A 25,711-nucleotide genomic window follows, 5' to 3' on the forward strand; every position below is an offset into this window, starting at 1 on the left:
TTTTTAAGAAAATTTTAAGCCTTAATTAACACCTTAATCAAACAACTAAAACCAGTTATTCTAATGATAATCTGTAACTTAAAAACTCCTACACTGCTAATGAACTTTGCTAACTCAGCTCGTTTGCCTTACTGCGTTTGCGGGTGCAAAGATACACAACTATTTCCCTTAAACAAGCAAAAAACTGTAAAAAATCAGAAAAAATGTTTAAAGAACTTAAAACAAGACTTTTACACTATTAAATAAAAACACCATTTAACATTCTATGGTAAGGAACCAACAAAACCGTTACCTATTTTGAAGAAACGGAACGGTAATGCGATCTACAAAGTAATTTATAGATCTGAACCTAATTTATTCGTTCTACTTAGAAGCACTACCTTGTATTGCTCGTACGGATTTAGATATTTTTGAAACATTACTCAAATTGATATCCCCCGTAATATGAATTAGCATATTGTCTTCTCCTCCACCCAACATTAAAAACTCAACTATCTTTCCATTCTTTTTCTTAACCATCATCTTTAATTGTTGGTCTTTTTCTTTAATCGACATTAACGTAGTATATCCTTCAAAAGAAAACTGGCCTTCTATCTCTTTAAAAAAGTTTAATGACTTATTCAATTTTTCATCCTCTACCGTTAAAATTCTAATTGACTTTAATCCGTCTAAAGCTTTTTTTACATCTTTATCTCCGTCCTCTTTATTATCCTTATCCATAAATAGCGTAAGCATATCCTGAGAAATTAAAACTGTAGAAAAACCATCCTTGTCTGCATACTTATTAAACAGTTTATCTAAGCTTTCCTGTTGGGCTGAAGCTGTACTTATAGTAAAGAGTGCTATTATTACTAATAATATTGTTTTCATTATTTATTCTTTTAAATGAGTATCTATTCTATCTAAATAACTTAATGGGGTTAAATGTTGTTCCATTTTATCTAAGCTTGAAACTTTTTCTAGTTGTGAATTCATCACTTTAGAAACATAAAATAAAGTTTCTTTGGTAGTATTGTAAGCCTCTTGTTCTTTATTAAAGATTTCAGCAAACAGTAAAGTTTCTTTCTCGGGTTGTTTATAAAACATTATAAATAACAACCAACTTGCTGCTATTGCTGTTGGAATCCATAATAGTTTTCTTATTTTGACTTTTTTATCAGGTTGTTCGTTAATTGCATTTAGAATATCTGTTTCTAAAGAAGATGGTATCATTAACTCTTCCTTCTGCTGATTGTATGAAGAAAACATTTCTTTTTCTAGTTCGAATTTAGAACCTTTAGGTAAGGTCAACAAAAGCTCTTTCAGCTTTTTCTCTTCCTCTAAAGAAGTTTCTCCTAGATAATACTTTTCTAGTAAAGACTCTATTTGTTCATTATAATCCATAACTATAAATTTTCTTTAATTCTTCTCTTACTTTCTTTCTAGCAATAGATAGTGACACTCTTATAGTATTCTGAGGCAAATCTAAGGCTTTAGATATTTCATCAAAACTAAAACCATCGACATCTCTTAGCTGTATTACCTTTCTTTGTTTGTCTGGTAATGTTGCTATCACTTTTTTAACCAACATTACTTTTTCTGAAGACTCGTGATACTGCTCTGTAACTTTATGATGCTGTTGTACTTCTGTCTGAGTTTTTTTTAATCTTATCTTATCCAAACAAGCATTCTTAGTTATTCTTATAACGTAAGCTTCTTTATTAAGAATTTTTTTCAGCTTATCCTTATCCTCCCATAACTTACAGTATACAGTTTGAACTATATCTTTAGCCAAATCCACATCATTTAACAACCTATAAGAAAGCCTGTACATCTTTTCGTTTAAAGGAAGTAACTCTTTTATAAATTGTTTTTTTGTCATTTGATCTATTTGCTAGTAGCTACAGAACTGCTGTTTATCTTTAAACCTTCTAGAACTTTCCCAAAATTTCCAAAGTTTAAATCTCCTTCAATATAAACCATTGTATTCTCATCTCCTCCGGTAATAATTAAAAACTCTGGTTTTCCTTTATTCTTTTTCTTTTTAGCTATCAACACCTGCGTATCTTCTCCTTCTACATTTATTAGTTTATCATACTTTTTAAGACTCAGCTTAGATACTACTTCTTTGTAAAAATTCACACCGTTATTTAGTTTATCATCCTCTACAGTTAAAACTTTTATATTCCCAATGTTTAAATCCTTTATATCCTTATCATCAGAGAAAGCCTGAATCATATCTCCGGAAACATTCACCGTGGTAAATCCATCTTGGTCTGCATATTTTTCGAAAATCTTATCAAAACTTTTATTTTGAGCAAATCCAATAGTTGTAAATAAAATAAAGATTGAAATGTTTAATACGTTTTTCATGATTACTAATTTTTAATGGTTGTTATTTGTTTATATCTAGAAGACGAACAACTATTCATTTTGTTAAATCAGAAAGTCACTTTTTTTTAAAAAAAAGAAGGAATCCTTATAAACACAGAGAATTTAAGGCATAAAAAAACAGAGTTTATATAATTATAAACTCTGTTAGGAAATATTTCAGCTCTATTTAGCTACAATTTTATTCTTGTTTAATAATCTTGACAACCTTAGGTTCACCATAGTTTATTTTCACAAAATAAACTCCGATGGCAAATTGAGACAGATTTATATTGATTTGATTTCTATTGTACATTTTTCTAAGCAACAATGTAGATTGCATATTGTACAGCTCTACTCCAACTTGATCTAAACTAGAATCTGGTAAAGAAATCGTAATATTTCCTTTGGTTATGGTTGGGTAAACAACTACATTATCTGTTAACAATACTCTTTTATTTAGCTCTCCTTCACAATCTTTATCTGAAACAACTTCTACTTGATCTCCGTGATTGGCACTGACAACAAACGAAGAAGCTTCTGTTTGAAGTACTTCTTTATTATTAACTAATACATGATAAGGTGTTGTCCCACCATCAACATTAACTTCAATAAGTCCATTAGCAGCTATTCTTGTACTACCAGAAATAGCTATACTTTCTGGTACTGCAACTTCAAAACAACTATCATCAGCTAATTCTGGTGCTGTTATACAAAAGGTATATGTTTTGGGTTCTAAATCTGAAATCTCCAATTCGTTGCTAAAAGAATAACTTTCTCCGTTTATTAGTACACTGTAAGATAAAGGCTCTTTGGCTGTTATTTTAATTTTTCCATTATTTGTATTTGGACAAGTTTCTCCAACTGTCTGAATAGAAATATTATCGTTTCCATAATCTAGCTTGTCTAAACCAAAGAATGAATTGGTTGTTAAATTAGACCCTGCATTTAAAACCCTATTCTTAGCTTCGTCTGTATTTCCCTCCCATGCTCCTATAGCCGGGCTTGTTTCTGATGTAATACCATCTACTACTGTTCCCCCACTATTAAAAGTAGAACTAGGCTGTAATCTAAAATTGTTATTATCTATATCTTGAAAATGAACACTTGGACTTGATATAGACTTATTTGTAGTATCTGTAATCTCGTAATTAAAAGGAGCCAATGCTGCTTTTTGAACAAAAGTTGTCAAATTACCTTCATCTATATTGTTACCTCCAAAAGAGGTTGTGTTAATTTTACCAGACATATAAACATTATTTATCATCTCTAGGTTTTTAACTACCGTTGTTGCTGTTTTATGCCAAAAGGTTAAAAATTTATCGTAATTCCAAAAAGTATTATTGTAATACCCCATTGTTTTATCAATTGTTTTTCCTCTTGGCCCTAGGTATAATATTTTACCATCGCTTTGTGCATTAAAGGAAGCTCCTCTTTTACTTGTATATGTATTCCCCTTAATATTATATACCAAATTGTGATGTACTTTGTAATTATGCACGTCTTCTAGATAAAAAGCAGTAACTGTTTGTCTTTTATATATAGGAGTAGTATCAAAAGCAGGAATTCCATGAAGGTCGTGCAATTTGTTGTAGGCAATTTCTGTTTCTTGCATATCCATTGCGCTACTCCTACCTGTACTTGTAAACATAATTGCTCCTGCATCTTCTCCCATAGCCATAGCTTCTCCAAAATCATTATCGGTTATTTTGGCATAGACTTCTTCTGTAGTTCTAATATGAAAACGTGATGCTCTTCCAAAAGTATTATTGGTAATAGTGGTATTCTTACCATTGTTCCATGCAGAGACCATAAACTGTCCCATCCAACCAATTTGCTCTATGGTACAATTATTAATTACTGTATTTTCACAATTATCATCAATAATAATTCCTCCCGTCCAAGTATGTCCAACATAGCAACTCTCAAAAGTAGCATTGTCTGCATTGTCTAAAACAATTCCTTCCTTTAGCACTCCATAAGTTCTTCTGTAATGATATGGATATAAATAAGTAAACGTACAGTTTTGTGCTTTAAAATTTCTTGCGTTCTTTACATCCATTGCAGCTGCTTGAACATGTATATTTTCTAACGTTACATTATTTGCTCTAATCTCTAAACCTAATTCTCTTTTTTTAACCTCAAATGTTTTACCGTCTATAGTTCCACCTTGTGGTTTGTAGTACAAGGTATTTTCTGTCCTTTTAAAAAACCATTCTCCTTCGGCATCTAACACAGACAAGTCCATTATATAACCAAAACCTTCTGGCTGTGAATAAGCTGCATCTTTACCCCATGAGTTTCCTTGCGTGTTTAAAGATTTAAAAGTTACCAATCTGCTTCCGGCTCTAGTAACTTGTCCTCCATCCTGAGAATATGAAAATATATTATTCCTTAATTTCCCTATAAAACCTCTAATAATTGCTTCGTTTGTAAAAGTTACATTTGGTATTTCTGGAATTCCTTCGTGAGATGAGAACGTAACATTCCCTGTTTGATTAGCCCCTTCTGGTTTACTGGCATTTAATAAAATGGCAAATCCACTTTTTGGATTTATGGGATCCATCATTTCTTTGTGTTGCCCTATTAAATAACTTTTTACGGGTGTGGTGTTATTTGGATATCTTGCTATTTGCTGATGAATTCCATTTACAAACAACTGAGTAAAATCTGTCTCTACTTGATTTCTATTTAAAAAAGTTTTAAAAACACCTGGTCTACTAGCATCAGCTTGCCAGTTAGAACTAGCAATAAGATCTGTTCCTGAAATAACTACCTTTTCTTCTGCAAAAGGTTTTATTGTAATATTAGCTACATTTACGGTTACTGTTTCTCTATATACACCTTCGTGAACCACTATTACATCTCCAGAATCTACTAAGTTTTGATCGAATATATATTTAATAGATTGATAAGGGCTTGTGACACTACCTCTTCCTGACAAAGCATTTACTCCGTCTTTTGCTACGTGAATTTCTGCTGAGAAAACAGTATTAGCCAAGAGTAGTAAAAGAAAACAAAAACACTTTTTAAATAAACAATTCATTATTGATAGAATTAGAACTTGGGTTAGTTGAATAAAATTACATAAAGACAACAAACTATTACGTTTCATATGTTTAATTCATTAAAACAGAACAAACCTGCATATTCACTAAGAAAACAATCGGTTTCTTATTTATTGTCCAGTCCAAATCTATAATAAAAAAGTCCAATAGCAGAACTATTGGACTTTACAATAACTAGTGATTTTATAGAATTACTTGATTATTTTCTTAACAATTCTACCTCCATCATAAATAATCTCTAATAAATAAACTCCAGAGCCAAGAGAACTTGTATTTATAGTCGTTTGTTTTTTGGCTATAAATTGATTTAAAACTCTTACACCATTAACACTATAAATACTAACATTGGTAGCTCCTGTAATGTCGTCACCTAAAGAAATATTTAACTGGTTGCTAAAAGGATTAGGAAATACATATGTGCTTTCAACTAGGTTTTCAAATTCATCAATACTTAAATCATCAATAGAATTGGTTGCGCTATTAAATGAAGAACTTACTAAATCTGATCCTGCATTAAAAACTCTTTCTTTCCACCAATTGCTATCTCCTTCCCATGCTCCAACTGCCGGATCTGTAGCGCTTGTAATTCCCGTAAGTACCAAACCACCTGTATTGTACGAAGAACTAGATATCAATCGTAAGTCTCCATTGGCTGCATCTACAAAATGATCCGATGCTGTGGTAACAAACTTGTTTCTTGCTGTAATAATGTTATAACCATAAGTAGCTGCTGCAGCCTGTGTGAAGTTAAATAGATTAGAATCAGATATAGTTCCCACTAAACTCGGTTTTCCTGTCATAAAAAGATTGTTTTTTAATTTCAAATCATTCACATCTCCATCCTCTGTTCTTTGCCAGAAGGTTAACAAGTAATCATAATTCCAACAAGTATTATTGTAGTAATCCATCTTTCTAGTTAAGTTCCTGTCTCTAGGTCCTAAGTACATAATATCACCCTTTCCTTCTGTTTCTACTGGAGTAACACCATCACTTTGAAGCCTTTTACTTGTATATGTATCTCCTTTAATATTGTAAATTAAATTATGATGTACTGTATAATTATCTACATCTTCCAAGTACAAGGCAACCACCTTCTGTCTGCTGTATACTGGAGTGGTATCGTAAGCTGGAATACCATTAATATCATGAATTTTATTCCAAGCGATTAGAGTTCCACTCATATTTAACTGCTCTGTTTTACCTGTACTTGTAAACATAATAGAACCTGCATCTTCTCCCATTGACATTGCTCCATAAAAATCGTTATCTACAATTTTAGCGTATACGGATTCCGTAGTTCTGATATGGAAACGAGAAGCGCTACCAAAATTATTTTTGGTTATTTGTGTATTGTTCCCATTGTTTTCAACAGAAACAGTAAACTGTCCCATCCAACCAATGTCTTCTATGTAACAATTATTGATCTTAGTATTATCAGAACCTGTTAAAATAATAACACCACTTCCCCAAGTATGAGCAATGTAACAACTTTCGAAAGTAGTATTGTCTGCATTTGTTAATAGGATACCTTGTCTAAATACACCATAAGTCCTTCTGTATTGATAAGGAGATAAATAAGTAAAAGTACATTTTGTAAAGGTTGTGGTATTCGCATTTGTTAGTTCTACTTCTCCTACCTTAAAGTCAATACCTTCAACAGTAACATTATTAGCTTGTACTTTTAATACATGTTTTCTTCTTTGAATTTCGAAGTTCTTACCTGTAACAGTTCCTCCTACTGGTTTGTAGTACATTTTATTTTCTGTTTTTTTCCAAAACCATTCTCCTTCATAATCTAACACCGATAAATCCATAACATATCCAAAACCTTCTGGCTGAGAATAAGCATCTGTTTTTCCCCATGAATTTCCTTGTTCGTTAAAAGACTTAAACGTTACCATTCTATCATTATTCCCACTCGCTCTTGTTACCTCTCCACCATCTTGAGAATATGAAAAAATATTATTTCTCAGTTTACCTATAAAACCTCTCATGATAGCTTCGTCTGTAAAAGTTACATTGGGTAACTTTGGGGTTCCTCCATGCCAAGAAAAAGTTACTTGCCCTGTTTGATTTGTACCCGCTGGTTTACTTGCATTTAATAGAACTGCAAAACCTGTGCTTTGATTTGTAGGATCCATCATTTCTCTATTACTCCCAGAAATATAGCTTTGGTAAGCAGAGGTATTGTCTGGAAACCTAGCGATTTGTTTGTGTTGACCATTTACCAGTAGCTGTGTAAAGTCTGTCTCCACTTGACTTGTATTTAAAGCCAACTCGTAAATTCCATCACCATCGGTATCACTCCAACTATTAGCTCCGTACCAATTGGCACCAGAAATAGTAACATCATCTCCTGTCTTGGGCCTAATAGTAATGTTATTAACATTTACTACCACCGTTTCTCTATAGACTCCAGCATGTAACACCAACTGATCTCCTGAACTAATAAGTCCATTATTAAATACATAAGTAATGGTTTGGTATGGTGCAGATGAAGTACCTCTTCCTGTTAATGCATTTGTTCCGTCTTTAGCTACATGAATTTCTGCTGCCAAAATTGATGCAGTACTTAAAAGTAAAATTGAGGATAACCCCAACCTTAACTTTCTCATTAAATTTACTTTTTTCATTTTTAAAAGTGTAGTTTTTAGTTAGTGGACTAAAATTATTACACATCATACTAAAGTATTAGATACATATGATTCAAATATAAAGTACAATAGTTACTTTTTTACAAACTCAGTAAAAACAAGGTATTTATAAGTATCTAATCAAGTCATTTTTATGGTATGTTCAGTATAAATCACAAATTCAAAAACACTTTGTATTAAAAACACATTTTCATTTGTTAATAACTAATCTTTTACTAGAAACATTGTATAATTAACATATTTACTTATAAAGTTTTATCGATTCTTTATTTACCAAAACAATATTTTGTTTTAAAAAAAACGCGAACCAAATTTGGTTCGCGTTTACATTAATAGCTATGGTAAAACTATACTTACTTTATAATCTTTTTAACAACTTTTCCTTCTGTATGTTGTATCTCTAGATAATAAATTCCAGGTGTTAAATTAGCTGTGTTTAGTGATATTTCTTTTTTATTAGCTAATTGATAAAAAACTCTAACTCCGCCAATAGTATAAATACTAATCATTGTATTCCCTGTAATTTCCTTCCCTAGAGAAATATTTAATTCAGAGCCAAACGGGTTTGGATACACCCTTGTAGCATTTAAATCCTCATAAATTAAATCTGCATCTAAACTCACTTCATTTGCAACACTATTAAATGTAGAACTCGTAATATTTGCTCCAGCATTAAACACTCTTTCTTTTTGCCAATTAGCAGCTCCTTCCCAAGCCCCAATAGCAGGGTTTGTTTCTGTGGTTACACCAGAAATTACCAACCCTCCTGTATTAAATGAAGAGCTCGATTTTAATCTAAGATCTCCACTAGTAGCATTCACAAAATGATCAGATGCTGTTGTAACAAACTTATTGGTTGATGAAACAATGTTATAATCATAAGTAGCAGCAGCAGATTGAGTGAAGTTGTATAAGTTTGCATCGGATATAGTACCCACCAAACTTGGCTTTCCTGTCATGAAAAGATTATTTTTCAACTTCATATCGTTTACATCTCCATCTACTGTTCTTTGCCAAAAGGTTAATAAGTAGTCATAATTCCAACAGGTATTGTTATAATAATCTATCTTTCTATCTAAACTCCTATTCCTTGGTCCTAAATACATAATATCTCCTTTACCCTCTGTTGCTACAGGTGTAACTCCATCACTTTGTAGTCTTTTACTTGTATATGTATCGCCTTTTATGTTGTAAATTAAATTATGATGAACGGTATAGTTGTCTACATCTTCTAAATATAAGGCTACTACTTTTTGTCTGCTATATATTGGAGTAGTATCGTAAGCAGGAATTCCATAAATATCGTGAATTTTATTCCAAGCAATTAATGTATTATTCATATTTAGTTCGGCAGTTTTACCTGTACTTGTAAACATTATAGAACCTGCATCTTCTCCCATAGACATTGCTCCGTAAAAATCATTATCAACTATTTTAGCATATACAGACTCTGTTGTTCTGATATGAAAACGAGATGCTTTTCCAAAGGTATTATTTGAAATAATGGTATTATTTCCATTATTTTCCACAGAAACCGTAAACTGCCCCATCCAACCAATATCTTCTATAAGACAATTATTAATTTTAGTATTATCGGACCCTTTTAAGATAATAATACCACTTCCCCAAGTATGTCCTAGGTAACAACTTTCAAATGTTGTATTGTCTGCATTTGTTAGTAGTACTCCTTGTCTAAACACCCCGTAAGTCCTTCTATATTGATATGGGGATAAATTAGTAAAAGTACATCTGGTAAAATTAGTTGTATTTGCATTTGTAAGATCAACTTCTCCAACTTTAAAATTAATATCTTCAACAGTAACATTGTTTGCTTGTACTTTCAGCACATGTTTTCTTCTTTGAATTTCGAAATTTTTACCTGCAACAGTTCCCCCTACTGGCTTATAGTACATTTTATTCTCTGTTTTTTTCCAAAACCATTCCCCTTCGTAATCTAATACTGATAAATCCATTACATAACCAAACCCTTCTGGTTGAGAATAGGCATCTGTTTTTCCCCATGAACTCCCTTGTGTATTAAATGACTTAAAAGTTACCAAACGATTACCTGCTCTTGTTACCTGACCACCATCTTGAGAATATGAAAAGATATTATTTCTTAATTTCCCTATAAAACCTCTTACAATAGCTTCGTTAGAAAAAGGAGTTGTAGGCAATTGAGGGGTTCCATCATGCCATGAAAATGTTACTTGCCCTGTTTGATTTGTCCCAGCTGGTTTACTTGCATTTAATAAAACAGCAAAACCTGTAGTTTGATCTGTAGGGTTCATCATTTCTCTATTGCTTCCCGAAATATAACTCTCATAAGCAGAAGTATTATTAGGGAATCTTGCGATTTGCTTGTGTTGACCATTTACAAATAATTGAGTAAAATCCGTTTCAACCTGACTTGTATTTAGGGTTAGTTCAAAAATCCCATCACTATTAGTATCGTTCCAGCTATTCGCTCCATACCAATTTGCTCCAGAGATTGTAACATTATCTCCGGTTTGGGGTCTTATGGTAACATTATTTACATTTACAACTACAGTCTCTCTATAGACACCTGCATGTAATACTAAATGATCTCCCGGACTTATTAAGCCATTAGTCAAGACATAACTAATAGTTTGGTAAGGAGCTGAAGATGTCCCCCTACCTGTTAATGCATTTACACCACTTTTTGCGACATGTATGTTTGCAGCGAAAACATAAATAGTACTAAAAAGTAAAATTGATAGGAACATCAATTTCTGAAATGATTGAGATAAATAATTTTTCATAACAATGATAGATTTTAATTAGTCCTTTAAAACTAATACCTAAAAAACACATACTTAGCAAGATATGTTTAACCCTTCAACAAAATAACATTTATCAAGTAGACTAGCGTTAAATACAAAAGGGTTTCATTGAAATAGTAAAGTCATTTTTTTTATCAGTAAATGTAAAGTTCAGGAATATACTTTAACAGGAAAAGTCTTGATTTTATTGTTAAATACAAAAATAAACTGGACATAAAAAAATCAACACCCCATACACACTACCGTTACAAACAAAAAAAAGCGTTAACAATACTGTTAACGCTTTTTTATTTGTTTTTTTATTTTATTCGTATTTACACAAATATGAAGTTTGTCCTACAGCTTTAACTTTAAAACTTGAATCTCCTGGTACATCAAAAGATTGACCTGCCTTAAAAGAAATCCACTCTGTAGCTCCTGGTAATAATGCTATTAATTCTCCTTCTATTACAGTCATTACTTCTGCTGCTCCTGTTCCAAATTCGTAGTCTCCTGGTTCCATAACACCTACGGTAGATTTTCCGTCGTTTTCATATCCTAAAGACTTCACGGTAGCATCAAAATATTCATTTGCTGATATCATCTTGTTATTGTTTTAATTAAGCTGCAAAAATAAAAAAAGAATACTATTTCTTTTGCCAAATACTTAGTTAATCTATAAAGGCACTAAAATTTATAAAAATATCATTCTTATGTATCTTTAAATATTACATGATTAGCAATCTACGAGATGTTACTTAATCTACCTTTTTAAGACATAAAAATCTTTATGTAATTTATCTTAAAGCCGATAATGAAGTGACATTCTTATTCTAATGAAAAACAAAAAACTCGGTTCCGTAAGTAACGAAACCGAGTTTTTTGTTTTATGGTGAGAGTTCTTAAGACTCTTGTTCTCCTTCTTTTAAAGGTACAGTTTGTAAGATATAATCTTCTCCAAAAATGTACTCTCCATTTTCATCAACTTTACTGTAGTCGTATGGCCAACGGTGTACTTCTGGAATTTCTCCAGGCCAGTTTCCGTGTACATGTTCTACTGGTGTAGTCCACTCTAAAGTTGTAGCTCTCCATGGGTTTTGTGAAGCAACTTTTCCTTTGTAAATACTCATAAAGAAGTTTACTAAGAAAACAATTTGTGCAACCCCTCCAATTAAAGCAAAGATTGTCATTACTTGGTTTACATTAGCTAAATCATCAAATAATGGGAAGTTCGTGTTTGTATAGTATCTACGTGGTAAACCAGCCAATCCAATAAAGTGCATTGGGAAGAATACTCCGTAAGCAGCTATAGCAGTAATCCAGAAGTGAACATATCCTAAAGTCTTGTTCATCATTCTTCCGTACATCTTAGGGAACCAGTGGTAAATACCAGCATACATTCCGTAGATAGCAGATACACCCATTACTAAGTGGAAGTGAGCTACTACAAAGTACGTATCGTGAACGTTGATATCTAATGCAGAATCTCCTAATACAATACCTGTTAAACCTCCTGTAATAAAAGTAGAAACTAATCCAATAGAGAATAACATTGCAGGGTTAAACTGTAAGTTACCTTTCCATAAAGTAGTGATATAGTTAAATGCTTTTACAGCAGATGGTATTGCAATTAATAATGTTGTGAATGTAAACACAGATCCTAAGAATGGGTTCATTCCAGAAATAAACATGTGGTGTCCCCAAACAATTGTAGATAAGAATGCAATTGCCATGATAGATCCGATCATTGCACGGTATCCAAAAATTGGTTTACGTGAGTTTGTAGAAATAATCTCAGAAGTTAAACCTAAAGCTGGTAATAATACAATGTATACCTCAGGGTGACCTAAGAACCAGAATAAGTGCTCAAATAATACTGGAGAACCTCCTTGGTAATTTAATACCTCTCCTCCAATAAAAATATCTGATAAGTAGAACGATGTTCCAAAACTTCTATCAAAAATTAATAACAATGCTGCAGATAATAAAACTGGGAAAGATACAACCCCAATAATTGCAGTAATTAAGAAAGCCCACATAGTTAAAGGCAATCTTGTCATTTTCATTCCTTTTGTTCTTAAGTTGAATACAGTAACAATATAGTTTAATGATCCAATTAAAGAAGAAGCAACGAAAATAGCCATAGAAACTAACCATAATGTCATTCCTAATCCAGAACCAGGAATAGCCTGTGGTAAAGCAGATAATGGTGGGTAAATTGTCCATCCAGCAGAAGCAGGTCCTGCTTGTACAAACAATGAAACTACCATAATAACACTAGAGATAAAGAACAACCAGTAAGATACACAGTTCATGAATCCTGATGCCATATCACGTGCTCCAATTTGTAATGGAATTAACAAGTTAGAAAAAGTACCACTTAATCCTGCTGTTAATACAAAGAATACCATAATGGTACCGTGAATTGTAACTAAAGCTAAATAAATATCTGGCTTCATTACTCCAGCCTCAGACTGGAAACGTTCTGGTAAAAATGCTTCTATAATTGAGAAAGAGTGCTCTGGCCATGCTATTTGTAATCTAAATAACAAAGACATTAATACTCCAATAACTCCCATGATCATACCAGTTACTAAAAACTGTTTAGAGATCATTTTGTGGTCAAAACTAAATATATATTTAGTTACGAAAGTTTCTTTATGATGATGTTCTGCTGACATAATAAATTTCTTTTTTTGATTCTAAAACAGTTTAAAATAATTCTTTAGCTGTCTTTTGTTGATTCAACCAAGTTAAATAGTCCTTTTCTGATTCAACAATAATTTTCATTTGCATATTGTAGTGAGAAGGTCCACAAATTTTGTTACATAATAATAAGTAATCAAATTCGTATGGCTCATCACCATTTTCTGCACGTACAGCGTTTACACTTGCTACTTTTTTCATTACATCCTTACGTTGTCTCATTTCCTCGGTAGTATACTTTGGCGTAAATCCAAATTCTGTAACCATACCAGGAACACAGTTCATTTGAGCTGTAAAGTGAGGCATGTAAGCTGAGTGTAATACATCTTGAGAACGGAATTTAAAAACTACTTTTTTACCTACTGGTAAGTGTAATTCTCTTACTGGTATATCATCTCCTGCATGTGCATCTGACATATCAATACCCATACTGTTAGCTCCACCAATAAAACGAACATTTCCACGTCCTAATTCATTGTCTCTACCAGCGTATCTTGCTTCCCAAGCAAACTGCTTAGCATAAACTTCAATTAATACTACATCTTCCTCATCGCTTAAATCTGTTACATCGTTCCAAATAGATAATCCGTATAAGATTAACACTGCTAATACAACAGTTGGAATAGTTGTCCAGATTAACTCTAATTTATGAGAGTCTGCAAAGAAAGTTGCCTTTCTTCCTTTAATACCTCTGTACTTGTAAGAGAAGAAGTATAATAAGGCCTGAGTAATAAATTGTACAATACCAATTAATACAAAAGATATAGTGTATAAGTTATCGTAATCTTCACCTTCTACAGATGCAGATCCTGGTAACATAATATCATGTAAGAAAATTAAACAGTAAGCCATTAATAAGTAGAAACCTACTAAGAATGCTAAAAATAATTTTCCTTGAATATCGTTGTCTTTCTCTGTTGCTAGAGGATTGTCATACTCGTCTAAATTACTTACTGTTTTTCCCGCTTTGATATCTTTAATTAAAGCAGTGTAAGAAAGTAGTTTGTTTACTTGCCAAATTCCAATGGCAAAAGCAACAGCTACGAAAAAATAAAATAAAGCTAACATAATTGTGTTTTAAATATTTTGCAAATGTAACGATTAATGATATTCGAAATGTTCACTCTCGTGTAAGAATGGATTTCCTTTAGCTATTAATGGAGCTTTACTTAAAGTAGTAAATACTGCATAAATAAATAATCCTAAGAAGAATAAAATACTTCCAATCTCAGTCCATCCGAATCCCCATTGGTCTCCAACTGTAGCTGGCATAACTAATACGAATACATCAATGTAATGACCAATTAAGATAACTGTTCCAGCACCTAATACAATCTGAGGAATACGCTTTAAATTACTGTTTACTAAGAACAATACAGGTAAAATAAAGTTGATTGGAATCATTCCTAAGAATAAGTACTTATAGTCTTCAAAACGTTGAATATAGTAAACTGTTTCTTCTGGCATATCTGCATACCAGATTAACATAAACTGAGCGAACCATAAATACGTCCAGAAAATAGAGAATCCAAACATAAATTTCCCTAAATCGTGTAAGTGACTATCGTTAACAATTTCTAAGTGTCCTTTAGACTTTAAGTATAAAGTAACCATTGCAATTAAAGTAATTGCAGCTGCTAAGAAAGTAGCAAATACATACCATCCAAATAAAGTAGAGAACCAGTGTGGATCTAATCCCATAATCCAGTCCCAAACAGACATAGAAGAAGTAAAAATGAAGAAAGCTAAGAAACCAACTCCTAATTTATAGTTCTTGTTGTAGTTTACTAAATCTGAAGCATTGTCTTGTGCTAAAGAGAATTTTCTATTAAAGAATCTAAATAAGTTCCATCCTACTAAGTAGATTAAACTAAAGATTAACCATCTTGGTACGTTTAACCACCCAGATTTGTTTGCGATCAACTGATCGAAGTTTGCTGATTCAGGATCAGTAACTCCTTCTCCCATCCACATAAATAAGTGGTTACCGTGGAAAGCTGTAATAATAATAAATACTACAAAAATTGCTGAAACATATGGTAAGAATCCTGAAATTCCTTCCATTACTCTAAACAATACAATTGACCAACCTGCTTGTGCTACTCTGTTTATGTTTAAGAAAGCAAAAACAACTACAGTAATAAAAGTAAAGAAGAATAATGCTACAAAAAATGCTGCCCAAGGTCTGTTTTGCAACTGGTGTAAAACGTGTGTCAAGTGGTGATCGTGACCGTGTTCTTCAGCATGTGCTTCGTGACCGTGTGCTTCTTTGTGAGCCTCTTCTTTATGAGCTGCATGTGCATCGTGTGCGTGAGCTTCTTCTTTGTGTGCATGTCCATGAGCATCTTCGTGCTTAGCCTCAACTTTGTGAGTATCGTGAGCATGTGCTTCTTCTGTATGTGCAGCAGCATGTTCTACATGGTGCGTTTTTTCTTCGTGATGATTAGCTTCTGCATGTCCATGAGAACCATGTGCAGCTTGATGAGCTAATATTTCTTTAACTTCCTCCACAGAACTAGGAGCAGAAGCAAATCCAATAACAATACCTATTAAACCGATTACCATTAAGGCAATTGCCGATATTTTTAATTTACTTGAAATTTGATACATAATCTATCTAATGTTTGGTAATTATTTTAACAAGTTGTTTCTTAGTTCTTGAACGTATCCTACAACTAACCAACGTTCTTCTTCGGTTAATTGAGAAGCGTGAGATCCCATCATGTTTTTACCGTGCATAATTACGTGGTAAATACTTCCTTCTGTAATATCTCTATCCTTATAGTTTGGTATACCTAAGAATTTTTCTCTTTTCACTAAAGTTCCTTGTCCATCACCTTTTTTACCATGACATACTGAACAGTAAATAGTATATAACTCTTTTGCTTTTTTACTATCTAAATCTTCAGCTGTTAATGGAGATTTTAAATTCGCTTTTGCTGCTTCGTAACCTTCGTTAGTATTGTCATATTCATAAGGAAGGTGTCCTCTAGAAATAGAACCTGCTACCGGCTTTTGAGCTTCAGCTTCGTTGTTAAATACAACAGATTCTGCATATGGCTCTCCTGCTACTGATCTATACATGTCTGGCATGTATTGTAAGTTACGTTTTCTCTTATCACATGAAGTAAACACTAAGCTTACTACTGCTAAAACTGTCGTAATTTTAAATAATCTACTCATGGTGGTTAGTGCTTTTCAATTACTTTAATCTCAACAGCGTTCGTTGTGTTTAACAATGCTGTTAATTCTTCTTCGTTTTCGTGTACTGGAATTTCCATTAAGAAAATATCATCAGTAGTTCTTGGATCTGGGTTCTCTGCTTCTTTAAATGGCCAAATTCTACTTCTCATGTAAAAAGTAATTACCATTAAGTGAGCTGCAAAGAAAATTGTTAATTCAAACAAAATAGGCACAAAAGCTGGCATGTTTAAAACCCATGCAAAGTTTGGCTTACCTCCAATATCTTGTGGCCAGTCTTCAATCATCATGTAGTTTGTCATCCAAACTGCAAAAGACAATCCAACTAAACCATATAAGAAAGCACATACACCTAAACGGCTACGCTCTAATCCTAATAATTTATCTAAACCGTGAACTGGAAACGGTGTAAAAACTTCTTCGATATGATGATCTGCGTTTTTTACTGTTTTAACGGCATCCATTAAAACATCGTCATCATTGTATAATGCGTGTATAACTTTATTAGTGCTCATTGTTTCCGTCTCTTAATTTTTTATAATTCTCTCCTGATGATTTTAAAATCGTTTTTACTTCTGCCTGTGCAATTACAGGGAAAGTTCTAGCATATAATAAGAACAATACAAAGAAGAATCCGATAGTACCTACAAACACCCCAACGTCCACAAAAGTAGGTTCAAAACGAGTCCATGTAGATGGTAAGTGACCTTTACTTAATACAATTGCAATAATGTCGAAACGCTCGAACCACATTCCAATGTTAATTGCAATAGAAACTAAGAAAGATACAATAAAGCTTCTTCTAAATTTCTTAATCCATAATACTTGAGGGATTAAGATATTGAATAAGATTAATGACCAGAATGCCCATCCGTAAGGTCCTGTTGCAGCACCAATAGACATGTATGTGTAGTTTTCATAAGGAGAACCTGTGTACCAAGCAATAAAGAACTCAGAAGCATAAGCCACAGCTACAATACCTCCCGTTACGATGATTACAATATTCATGTACTCTACGTGTAAACGAGTAATGTAGTTTTCTAAGTTGGTTACCTTTCTCATAACTCCTAATAACGTTTGTACCATTGCGAATCCTGAGAAGATTGCTCCAGCTACGAAATATGGAGGGAAGATAGTCGAGTGCCATCCTGGGTTGATAGAGGTTGCGAAGTCAAAAGATACAATAGTATGTACAGAAAGTACTAATGGAGTAGCTAAACCTGCTAATACTAATGATACCTCTTCAAAACGTTGCCAATCTTTAGCTCTACCAGACCATCCGAAAGATAATAAAGCGTAAATCTTCTTTTGGAAAGGCTTTACAGCTCTATCACGAATCATAGCGAAATCTGGAAGTAAACCTGTCCACCAGAAAACTAATGATACTGATAAGTATGTTGAGATTGCGAATACATCCCATAATAACGGAGAGTTAAAGTTTACCCATAACGATCCAAATTGGTTTGGAATAGGTAATACCCAGTATCCGTTCCAAGGACGTCCCATGTGAATAATTGGGAATAATCCTGCTTGGAATACCGCAAAAATTGTCATTGCTTCTGCAGAACGGTTAATGGCCATTCTCCATTTTTGACGGAATAATAATAGTACTGCAGAAATTAAGGTTCCTGCGTGACCAATACCTACCCACCATACGAAGTTTGTAATATCCCAAGCCCATCCAATGTTCTTGCTCAATCCCCAAACTCCAATTCCTGTTCCTACAGTATATAAGATACATCCAATACCCCACATAAATGCAATTAATGCAACTGTGAATGCTATGTACCAGTTTTTATTTGCCTTACCTTCTATAGGTTGCACAATATCCATTGTGATATCGTGGTAACTCTTATCCCCTAAAACTAAAGGTTCTCTAATGGGTGCTTCGTAATGAGACGACATATAATTTAATTTAAATTTTAGTGATTCTTAATTAAGCTTCTTCTGTGTTTCTAATCTTAGTTTGGTAAACTACATTGTTATCTGTTCCAATAAACTCTAACAATCTGTATGCGCGTTTATCTTCACGTAATGCAGTTACTTCGTCCTCTGGATTGTTAATGTCTCCAAACTTGATAGAACCTGTAGCACAAGCACTAGAACAAGCTGTTGAGAATTCATTAGCATCTACTGGTCTACCCTCTTTCTTAGCTTCTAAAATAGTAGCTTGAGTCATTTGGATACACATAGAACATTTTTCCATAACTCCTCTAGAACGAACTACAACATCTGGGTTTAATACCATCTTACCAAAGTCATCGTTCATGTTGAAGTCAAACTCATCGTTGTTGTTGTATTTAAACCAGTTGAAACGACGTACTCTATAAGGACAGTTGTTAGCACAGTAACGAGTACCAACACATCTGTTATAAGCCATTTGGTTTTGACCCTGACGACCGTGAGATGTTGCAGCAACTGGACAAACTGTTTCACATGGTGCGTGGTTACAGTGTTGACACATTACTGGTTGGAAAGCTACCTGAGGATTTACGGTCTCTGGAGTCTCCAATGCTTGGTATAAACTTGCTGAATCTTTAGTAGATGCAGAATTCGTTTTCTTGTTTTCTGTTTCTGTTAAATCTCCTTCAGAAGTATAGTATCTATCAATACGCAACCAGTGCATATCTCTACCTACACGTACTTCGTGCTTACCAACAACAGGTACGTTGTTTTCTGCATGACATGCAATAACACAAGATCCACATCCTGTACAAGAAGTTAAATCTATAGATAAGTTAAAGTGATGACCTACAGATCTGTCGTGATCATCCCATAAATCTACTTTATTAACATCTGTAGCGTTGTGCTTTAAAGAAACTTCTGGTCTTGGGTTCCACTCTTTAACATCTACATTTTCAAAGTTAGCAAAACTTGTTTCTCTTAAGATATCGTGACGACCTGCAATAGTGTGTTGTAATTGCTCACAAGCGAATAAATGATCACCTCCTGTATTTTCTATAGAAGCAACTAAAGCACCTCCAAAGTTTACAGCGTAAGCATTAACTCCTACTAACATTTCGTCTTTCATTGCTTTTGTCTTTCCGTATCCGTAAGACAATCCTAATGTTCCTTTAGCCTGACCTGGTTGAATTAACACAGGTACATTTTCGATAGCTACTCCGTTTACAGTTACTTTCGCATACTGTCCGTTAATAGCACCGTTATCTTTTACTGGGTTAGAGAATCCTAATTCATCTGCATCTGCCTGAGATATTAATAAGTAGTTATCCCATGCAGCTCTTGTTAATGGATCTGGTAATTCTTGTAACCAAGGGTTGTTTGCTTGTTGACCATCTCCTAATGCAACAGAAGAGTATAACGTCAATTCAAAAGCTCCAGTCTTAACACTTCCTTTTAATGCACTTGCAGCAGCAGCAGCATTAATTTCTTTAGCAGCGAATTCAGATGCAGCAATTGGTGCAAAACCATCGTGTAACGTTTGGTTCCAAGAAGCAGCTCCTAATACAGACTTAGCGTATGCTGCTAAGTAATCGTAGTAAGATACTGTTTGACCTGTCCAAGCTAATAAACAATCTTGAAATTGTTTTGTATCAAACAATGGCTTGATAGTTGGTTGCGTTAAACTGTATTGGTTTGCAGTAATCTTAACATCTCCCCAAGCTTCTAAATAACTAGGAGTTGGTAAAGCGTATTGCATTTCGCTTAACGTTTCGTCTTCTTTAGAAGAGAAACCAACTGTTAATTTTGTTTTTTGTAATCCTGCTTTAAAATCAGCAGCATTTGCTAATGTATAAACTGGGTTTGTGTTGTAAGTAATTAAAGCTCCAACTTTTCCAGCTTTTAACTCAGCTACTAAACTAGCAACTTCTGCATCGTTTCCTCCTCTTACATACTTAACGTTTGTAGTATCTAAGATTTCTGAGTGTAATGCTTTGTTAATTGCTAAAGCGATTAACTGAGCGTTTTTATCTTGAATTCCAGTAACAACAACTGCTTTGCTTCCTGCTTTCTTTAATTGAGCCGCAGCTTTCTTAATATCAGCATCAGCAGGAGTCTTTTTAGACCCTAAGCTTTGTCCTGTAATTTCGTTGTATAAGTTGATTAAAGCATAAACTTGTTCAGATGGCTTTAATACAATTCTCTTATCAGCGTTTGCTCCTGTTAAAGAGTAGTTTGCTTCTATTTGAATGTGTCTTGAAAACTTTCCAGCTTTGGCATCTCTACCAGCAGCGTATCCAGCTTCAAATCCTCCACCTTGCCAATCTCCTAAGAAATCTGCTCCTATAGAAACAATTGTCTTAGCATCTTCTAACTTGTAGTTTGGTAAAGCTCTTTCACCGTATACTTCTTCAAAAGCGTCTAAAGCAGCAGATTCAGAAACTGCATCGTATACTACATGAGATACATTTTTGTATTTCGCAGTAAACTCAGCAATTAAAGCCTCTGTAGAAGGACTTGCCAAAGTTCCTGTTAATACTACTATTTTTTCTCCTGCTGCAGAAAGAGCTTCTAATTGAGATGCAATCTTAGCGTTTACATCTGACCAAGAAGTTGTATTCCCTTTTGCTTTAGGTCCTTTTAATCTTAAACTATCATATAATGATAATACAGAAGCATTTACACGAGCGTTTGTAGTACCCTTTGCTTCTTTGTTTGGTAAAATAAAGATAGGTCTCCCTTCTTTAGTCTTTACCAATACGTTTGCAAAATCAAAACCATCTGCAATTGTAGATGCATAGAAATTTGCAATACCTGGAGTTACATCCTCTGGCTTTACAACGTAAGGAATAGATTTAACTACTGGTCCTTCACAAGCAGCTACTGTTGCAGCTGCAGTTGTAAATCCAACATATTTTAAGAAATCACGTCTTGTTGTAGAAGACGACTCTAAAGTTTCTTTATCACCTAAAAACGACTCCGAAGTTTCCACTTCGTTAAATTCGTTTTGTTCAAGCGAAGCAACAATCGAACTATTTTCATTTAGTTCTTCAACACTTTTCCAGTATTTTTTGTTTGATGCCATGTTAATTTGTTTTTCTATAGTTGATGCTAACTTTAAAAACTTAGCTTAAAATTTCGTTAATCTTAGTAGTGACACTTACCACATTCTTTACCTCCTAATTGTGCGATTGTAACTTTTTCTACACCGTACTTTTTAGAAAGCTGATCGTGGATTTTCTTATAGTATCCGTTACCTTCAATATTCACCTCAGTCTCTTTGTGACAGTCAATACACCATCCCATAGTTAAAGGAGAGTATTGGTATAACTCTTCCATTTCTTCAACTGGTCCATGACATTTTTGACACTTTTGACCTGCAACTGTTACGTGTTGAGAGTGGTTAAAGTAAGCAAAATCTGGTAAATTATGAATACGCACCCACTTGATTGGCTTTGTTTCTCCTGTATACTTTAAGTTATCTGCATCCCATCCGGCTGCATCGTAAACCTTTTGAATTTCTTTATCCAACTCAGCCTTACCTAAAGTTCTATCTTCAAACTTAACAACTGTCTCATCAGCTACTTCAGAAATGTTTTTATGACAGTTCATACAAACATTTACAGAAGGAATTCCTGAAGTTTTAGAATGCTTAGCAGAAGAGTGACAGTACTGACAGTCAATCTTGTTATCACCTGCGTGAATTTTATGAGAAAATGCAATTGGTTGTACTGGTTGGTATCCTTCGTCTACACCAACATCCATTAATGCTCCAAATCCGAAGTAAACCCCAATAAACACTAAAATTATTACAGAGAATATTTTTAAGAAACCGTTTTCGCTCTTTAAGAAAACCCATCCTCCTAATGCCAATAGTACTAAAATTACAACTATCGTAGCAATTTTTGGTAACACTTCACTTGGTGTGTCTGCTACTACATCAGCTCCTACATTTGTTACAGATCCTCCTGCTGGTTTGGGATCTCCTAAAGTAGTATAAGCAATAATGTCTTCAATTTGCTTATCCGATAAGAATTCGAAAACACTCATCGCTACTCCTCCGTACTCTGCATAGATAGCTTTTGCATCTGCATCTCCAGACGCTCTTAACTTGTTGTTGTTTTTAATCCATGCTTTTAACCAATCCATCTCTCTACGTTCTGCAACGTTTGCCAATGCAGGACCAGTAGATTTCTTGTTTAATTTGTGACAAGATGCACAATGCATGTTAAACAATGCTTTTCCTGCTTTAGCCTGTTCTTCTGTAGGCCCTTGTGCCGATAAACTCAAAGAAAAAGAGAAGAAAAGTACTAGACTCAACTTTAAAACACTAGATAATTTTCTGTGTAATTTCACAATTTTCATACAGTTGTATAATAAGTTTTAAATATGTTTTAACAGTATAAAATGTTCTAAAATAAGCTCAGAAACTTTTTTATACGTTGGCACAAAAGTAATATTATGGTTTCAAATGGAGAATACTTATATATCCGAAAATTTAATTTATAAGAATTCTAAATAAGTATTTCTTCTCAATACTTTTTATACATTTGCTAGACAACAAATCAACCTGAATTTTATGTTTTCTAAAGTTACTTTTACGTTAATTTTTAGTTTTATAGCTTTTTCAAGTCAACCTAGCTATTCTCAGCAAACAAAGGATGAACAGCTTTCTAACTTTATAGAAAAGAAGAAAAACCACAACACCAAAATTAAAAACGGGTACAGCGTTATATTGTATAGTGGTAAAGAAGAAAAAGCACGAGAAACCTATTTTGAATTTAAATCTGAATTTGAAGACATCGAAATTCAACTAACTTATGTTAGTCCAGATTGGAAAGTAGCAACAATTGCTTACCCATCTAAAATTGAAGCAGAGCGCAAACTTATCATCATAAAAGAAAAGTTCCCGTTTGCAAAACCATTGTAAGCAAGTTTATCACAATTAAGGATCCTTTTTTAAGTCACATCCTGTTATAAATAACCAACCAAAAAACATCCGCCAATTGGCGGATGTTTTTTTATTGATTTAATAGAGAAATAAACTTATCTAATTAATTTCTTATACTTAATTCTCTTAGGCATTGTATCACCTCCTAAACGTTTCTTTTTATTCTCTTCGTATTCAGAGAAAGAACCTTCAAAGAAATACACTTGACTCTCCCCTTCAAACGCTAAAATGTGTGTACAAATTCTGTCTAAGAACCAACGGTCGTGAGAAATAACTACTGCACATCCTGCAAAACTTTCTAAACCTTCTTCTAAAGCTCTTAATGTATTTACATCTAAATCGTTGGTAGGCTCATCTAACAACAATACGTTCCCTTCTTCTCTTAAAGTCATTGCTAAGTGCAAACGGTTACGTTCTCCTCCAGACAACAAATTAACCTTTTTGTTTTGCTCTGAACCAGAAAAATTAAAACGAGATAGGTAAGCTCTAGAATTTACCATTCTTCCTCCCATCATAATTTGCTCTTGCCCCTCTGCAAAATTGTCCCAAATAGATTTTTCTGGATCTATATCTGAGTGACTTTGATCTACATAAGCAATTTTAGCAGTCTCACCTACAACAAACTCTCCATTGTCTGGAGTTTGTTCTCCCATAATCATTCTAAAAATAGTAGATTTACCAGCACCGTTAGGCCCAATAATTCCTACAATACCGTTTTGAGGCAGATTAAACTCTAAATTATCGTACAATAATTTTTCTCCAAACGCTTTTGCTACTCCTTTTGCTTCTATCACATTAGTACCCAAACGAGGTCCATTAGGAATGTATATTTCTAATTTTTCCTCTATTTGCTTTTGGTCTTGGTTCATTAACTTGTCGTAGTTCTTTAAACGAGCTTTGGATTTTGCCTGACGACCTTTTGCTCCTTGACGTACCCAATCTAATTCTCTTTCTAAAGTTTTTTGACGTTTAGAAGCTGTCTTTTCTTCTTGTGCTAAACGCTTTCCTTTTTGCTCTAACCAAGAAGAATAGTTTCCTTTCCAAGGAATTCCTTCTCCTCTATCTAATTCTAAAATCCAACCTGCAACATTATCTAAGAAATATCTATCGTGCGTAATTGCAATTACAGTTCCTTTGTACTGCTGTAAGTGATGTTCTAACCAATGTACAGATTCTGCATCTAAGTGGTTGGTAGGTTCATCTAACAATAAGATATCTGGCTCTTGTAATAACAGTCTACACAATGCAACTCTTCTTCTTTCTCCTCCAGATAAGTTTTTAATAGGAGTATCACCTTCTGGAGTACGCAATGCATCCATAGCAATCTCTAACTTTGTATCTAACTCCCAAGCATTAGAAGCATCTATTTGGTCTTGTAATTCTGCCTGACGTGCCATTAATTGATCCATCTTATCGGCATCGGAATACACCTCTTCTAGACCAAACATATCGTTAATCTTATTGTACTCTTCTAAAACAGCTACAGTTTCTGCCGCTCCTTCTTTTACAATATCCATTACGGTTTTGTCGTCGTCTAACTGAGGTTCTTGCTCTAAATACCCTACCGAGTAACCATCTAAAAATGTAATATCTCCTTGGTAATTCTTTTCTACTCCAGCTATAATTTTTAACAAAGTAGATTTACCCGAACCGTTTAAACCTAAGATTCCAATTTTAGCTCCATAAAAAAAGCTTAAATGGATATTTTTTAATACTTGCTTTCCAGTAGATTGATAGGTTTTACTCAACCCTTGCATGGAAAATATTATCTTTTCTGCATCTGACATAGTATGATCTTTTAAAACAAGTTGCAAGATAGTACATTACTAGCATTAATGTGGATTTTTTTACCTTCGCATTGGTATAATTGAATCATAAAACACAGAACCGATGAAAAACATTTTAATGGTAGCAATTGTAGCTTTTGGATTAACAACTGTAAGCTGCGATAAAAAAGACAAAAAAGTAATTAAAGTTGATGCGCATGGAGCAATTGATAAAAGCAAGGATGCTTTAAAAGATGCGGGAGACTTCTTAAAAAAGAAATCTAAAGATGCAGTTGATGCTGTAAAAGAAAAGACCGAATAAAGAACCAAA

Annotated in this window: 19 protein-coding genes; 2 read left to right on the forward strand and 17 right to left on the reverse strand. The window is 33.6% G+C overall.

The annotated features are described in order from the left end of the window. Nucleotides 1–363: 363 nt before the first annotated feature. The 16 genes from ACXHHC_RS07435 to ACXHHC_RS07510 all read right to left on the reverse strand — a co-directional run bounded on the left by ACXHHC_RS07435 (nucleotide 364) and on the right by ACXHHC_RS07510 (nucleotide 23,028). The gene (locus ACXHHC_RS07435; RefSeq protein WP_458228997.1) at nucleotides 364–870 is read right to left on the reverse strand and encodes a DUF4252 domain-containing protein; all 507 of its coding nucleotides are present in this window, start codon (nucleotides 868–870) and stop codon (nucleotides 364–366) included. Nucleotides 871–873: 3 nt separating this feature from the next. Further along, nucleotides 874–1,383, reverse strand: a complete 510-nt coding sequence (locus ACXHHC_RS07440) for a hypothetical protein (protein WP_458228998.1) — start codon at nucleotides 1,381–1,383, stop codon at nucleotides 874–876. Beyond that, nucleotides 1,373–1,861: an RNA polymerase sigma factor gene (locus tag ACXHHC_RS07445; RefSeq protein ID WP_458228999.1), complete on the reverse strand. Its 489-nt coding sequence runs from the start codon at nucleotides 1,859–1,861 to the stop codon at nucleotides 1,373–1,375. The genes ACXHHC_RS07440 and ACXHHC_RS07445 overlap by 11 nt, the downstream gene beginning before the upstream one ends. Before the next feature lie 5 nt (nucleotides 1,862–1,866). Beyond that, nucleotides 1,867–2,352 (reverse strand): DUF4252 domain-containing protein, encoded by a 486-nt coding sequence (locus tag ACXHHC_RS07450; protein ID WP_458229000.1) that lies wholly within the window; start codon nucleotides 2,350–2,352, stop codon nucleotides 1,867–1,869. 199 nt (nucleotides 2,353–2,551) lie between these two features. Further along, nucleotides 2,552–5,395 (reverse strand): right-handed parallel beta-helix repeat-containing protein, encoded by a 2,844-nt coding sequence (locus ACXHHC_RS07455; protein ID WP_458229001.1) that lies wholly within the window; start codon nucleotides 5,393–5,395, stop codon nucleotides 2,552–2,554. 213 nt (nucleotides 5,396–5,608) lie between these two features. Further along, on the reverse strand, nucleotides 5,609–8,050 hold the full coding sequence (locus ACXHHC_RS07460; RefSeq protein ID WP_458229002.1) for a T9SS type A sorting domain-containing protein: 2,442 nt from the start codon (nucleotides 8,048–8,050) through the stop codon (nucleotides 5,609–5,611). 374 nt (nucleotides 8,051–8,424) lie between these two features. Continuing rightward, nucleotides 8,425–10,854: a T9SS type A sorting domain-containing protein gene (locus tag ACXHHC_RS07465; protein WP_458229003.1), complete on the reverse strand. Its 2,430-nt coding sequence runs from the start codon at nucleotides 10,852–10,854 to the stop codon at nucleotides 8,425–8,427. A gap of 325 nt (nucleotides 10,855–11,179) precedes the next feature. Then, nucleotides 11,180–11,458 carry a pyrimidine/purine nucleoside phosphorylase gene (ppnP, locus tag ACXHHC_RS07470; protein ID WP_458229004.1) on the reverse strand — a complete coding sequence of 93 codons (279 nt, stop codon included), beginning with the start codon at nucleotides 11,456–11,458 and terminating at the stop codon, nucleotides 11,180–11,182. A 298-nt stretch (nucleotides 11,459–11,756) separates the two neighbouring features. Beyond that, entirely contained in the window at nucleotides 11,757–13,535 is a 1,779-nt protein-coding gene (locus tag ACXHHC_RS07475; protein ID WP_458229005.1) for a cytochrome c oxidase subunit I, read from the reverse strand. A gap of 31 nt (nucleotides 13,536–13,566) precedes the next feature. Beyond that, nucleotides 13,567–14,628 (reverse strand): cytochrome c oxidase subunit II, encoded by a 1,062-nt coding sequence (locus ACXHHC_RS07480; RefSeq protein WP_458229006.1) that lies wholly within the window; start codon nucleotides 14,626–14,628, stop codon nucleotides 13,567–13,569. Between the two features lie 33 nt (nucleotides 14,629–14,661). Beyond that, entirely contained in the window at nucleotides 14,662–16,170 is a 1,509-nt protein-coding gene (locus ACXHHC_RS07485) for a quinol:cytochrome C oxidoreductase (RefSeq protein ID WP_458229007.1), read from the reverse strand. A 21-nt stretch (nucleotides 16,171–16,191) separates the two neighbouring features. Then, nucleotides 16,192–16,743, reverse strand: a complete 552-nt coding sequence (locus ACXHHC_RS07490) for a c-type cytochrome (protein WP_458229008.1) — start codon at nucleotides 16,741–16,743, stop codon at nucleotides 16,192–16,194. Nucleotides 16,744–16,748: 5 nt separating this feature from the next. Next, the gene (locus ACXHHC_RS07495) at nucleotides 16,749–17,276 is read right to left on the reverse strand and encodes a DUF3341 domain-containing protein (RefSeq protein ID WP_458229009.1); all 528 of its coding nucleotides are present in this window, start codon (nucleotides 17,274–17,276) and stop codon (nucleotides 16,749–16,751) included. Beyond that, complete coding sequence (gene nrfD / locus ACXHHC_RS07500; RefSeq protein ID WP_458229010.1) at nucleotides 17,266–18,666, reverse strand: NrfD/PsrC family molybdoenzyme membrane anchor subunit; 1,401 nt, start codon at nucleotides 18,664–18,666, stop codon at nucleotides 17,266–17,268. Before nrfD ends, ACXHHC_RS07495 begins: the two co-directional genes overlap by 11 nt. A gap of 31 nt (nucleotides 18,667–18,697) precedes the next feature. Next, entirely contained in the window at nucleotides 18,698–21,748 is a 3,051-nt protein-coding gene (locus ACXHHC_RS07505) for a TAT-variant-translocated molybdopterin oxidoreductase (protein WP_458229011.1), read from the reverse strand. Nucleotides 21,749–21,810: 62 nt separating this feature from the next. Beyond that, on the reverse strand, nucleotides 21,811–23,028 hold the full coding sequence (locus tag ACXHHC_RS07510; RefSeq protein ID WP_458229012.1) for a c-type cytochrome: 1,218 nt from the start codon (nucleotides 23,026–23,028) through the stop codon (nucleotides 21,811–21,813). Nucleotides 23,029–23,242: 214 nt separating this feature from the next. Between ACXHHC_RS07510 and ACXHHC_RS07515 the strand changes: the two genes are divergently transcribed. Further along, nucleotides 23,243–23,593 (forward strand): hypothetical protein, encoded by a 351-nt coding sequence (locus ACXHHC_RS07515; RefSeq protein WP_458229013.1) that lies wholly within the window; start codon nucleotides 23,243–23,245, stop codon nucleotides 23,591–23,593. Nucleotides 23,594–23,709: 116 nt separating this feature from the next. Here the strand turns inward: ACXHHC_RS07515 and ettA are convergent, their stop codons facing one another. Beyond that, nucleotides 23,710–25,401: an energy-dependent translational throttle protein EttA gene (ettA, locus tag ACXHHC_RS07520; RefSeq protein ID WP_458229014.1), complete on the reverse strand. Its 1,692-nt coding sequence runs from the start codon at nucleotides 25,399–25,401 to the stop codon at nucleotides 23,710–23,712. A 103-nt stretch (nucleotides 25,402–25,504) separates the two neighbouring features. Here ettA and ACXHHC_RS07525 point away from each other — a divergent pair, with 103 nt between their 5' ends. Then, nucleotides 25,505–25,702, forward strand: coding sequence for a hypothetical protein (locus ACXHHC_RS07525; protein ID WP_458229015.1), 198 nt, complete (start codon nucleotides 25,505–25,507; stop codon nucleotides 25,700–25,702). Nucleotides 25,703–25,711 lie beyond the last annotated feature (9 nt).

The organism is Wenyingzhuangia sp. IMCC45574, from assembly GCF_054182685.1.

Excerpts from the sequence above, each read along its gene's own strand:
- ACXHHC_RS07515 (WP_458229013.1), top strand. The coding sequence starts at position 23,243 with ATGTTTTCTAAAGTTACTTTTACGTTAATTTTTAGTTTTATAGCTTTT.
- ACXHHC_RS07485 (WP_458229007.1), bottom strand. The coding sequence starts at position 16,170 with ATGTATCAAATTTCAAGTAAATTAAAAATATCGGCAATTGCCTTAATG.
- ACXHHC_RS07465 (WP_458229003.1), bottom strand. The coding sequence starts at position 10,854 with ATGAAAAATTATTTATCTCAATCATTTCAGAAATTGATGTTCCTATCA.
- ettA (WP_458229014.1), bottom strand. The coding sequence starts at position 25,401 with ATGTCAGATGCAGAAAAGATAATATTTTCCATGCAAGGGTTGAGTAAA.
- ACXHHC_RS07510 (WP_458229012.1), bottom strand. The coding sequence starts at position 23,028 with ATGAAAATTGTGAAATTACACAGAAAATTATCTAGTGTTTTAAAGTTG.
- ACXHHC_RS07445 (WP_458228999.1), bottom strand. The coding sequence starts at position 1,861 with ATGACAAAAAAACAATTTATAAAAGAGTTACTTCCTTTAAACGAAAAG.
- ACXHHC_RS07440 (WP_458228998.1), bottom strand. The coding sequence starts at position 1,383 with ATGGATTATAATGAACAAATAGAGTCTTTACTAGAAAAGTATTATCTA.
- nrfD (WP_458229010.1), bottom strand. The coding sequence starts at position 18,666 with ATGTCGTCTCATTACGAAGCACCCATTAGAGAACCTTTAGTTTTAGGG.
- ACXHHC_RS07480 (WP_458229006.1), bottom strand. The coding sequence starts at position 14,628 with ATGTTAGCTTTATTTTATTTTTTCGTAGCTGTTGCTTTTGCCATTGGA.
- ACXHHC_RS07455 (WP_458229001.1), bottom strand. The coding sequence starts at position 5,395 with ATGAATTGTTTATTTAAAAAGTGTTTTTGTTTTCTTTTACTACTCTTG.
- ACXHHC_RS07435 (WP_458228997.1), bottom strand. The coding sequence starts at position 870 with ATGAAAACAATATTATTAGTAATAATAGCACTCTTTACTATAAGTACA.
- ACXHHC_RS07450 (WP_458229000.1), bottom strand. The coding sequence starts at position 2,352 with ATGAAAAACGTATTAAACATTTCAATCTTTATTTTATTTACAACTATT.
- ACXHHC_RS07490 (WP_458229008.1), bottom strand. The coding sequence starts at position 16,743 with ATGAGTAGATTATTTAAAATTACGACAGTTTTAGCAGTAGTAAGCTTA.
- ACXHHC_RS07460 (WP_458229002.1), bottom strand. The coding sequence starts at position 8,050 with ATGAAAAAAGTAAATTTAATGAGAAAGTTAAGGTTGGGGTTATCCTCA.
- ACXHHC_RS07475 (WP_458229005.1), bottom strand. The coding sequence starts at position 13,535 with ATGTCAGCAGAACATCATCATAAAGAAACTTTCGTAACTAAATATATA.
- ACXHHC_RS07505 (WP_458229011.1), bottom strand. The coding sequence starts at position 21,748 with ATGGCATCAAACAAAAAATACTGGAAAAGTGTTGAAGAACTAAATGAA.
- ppnP (WP_458229004.1), bottom strand. The coding sequence starts at position 11,458 with ATGATATCAGCAAATGAATATTTTGATGCTACCGTGAAGTCTTTAGGA.
- ACXHHC_RS07525 (WP_458229015.1), top strand. The coding sequence starts at position 25,505 with ATGAAAAACATTTTAATGGTAGCAATTGTAGCTTTTGGATTAACAACT.
- ACXHHC_RS07495 (WP_458229009.1), bottom strand. The coding sequence starts at position 17,276 with ATGAGCACTAATAAAGTTATACACGCATTATACAATGATGACGATGTT.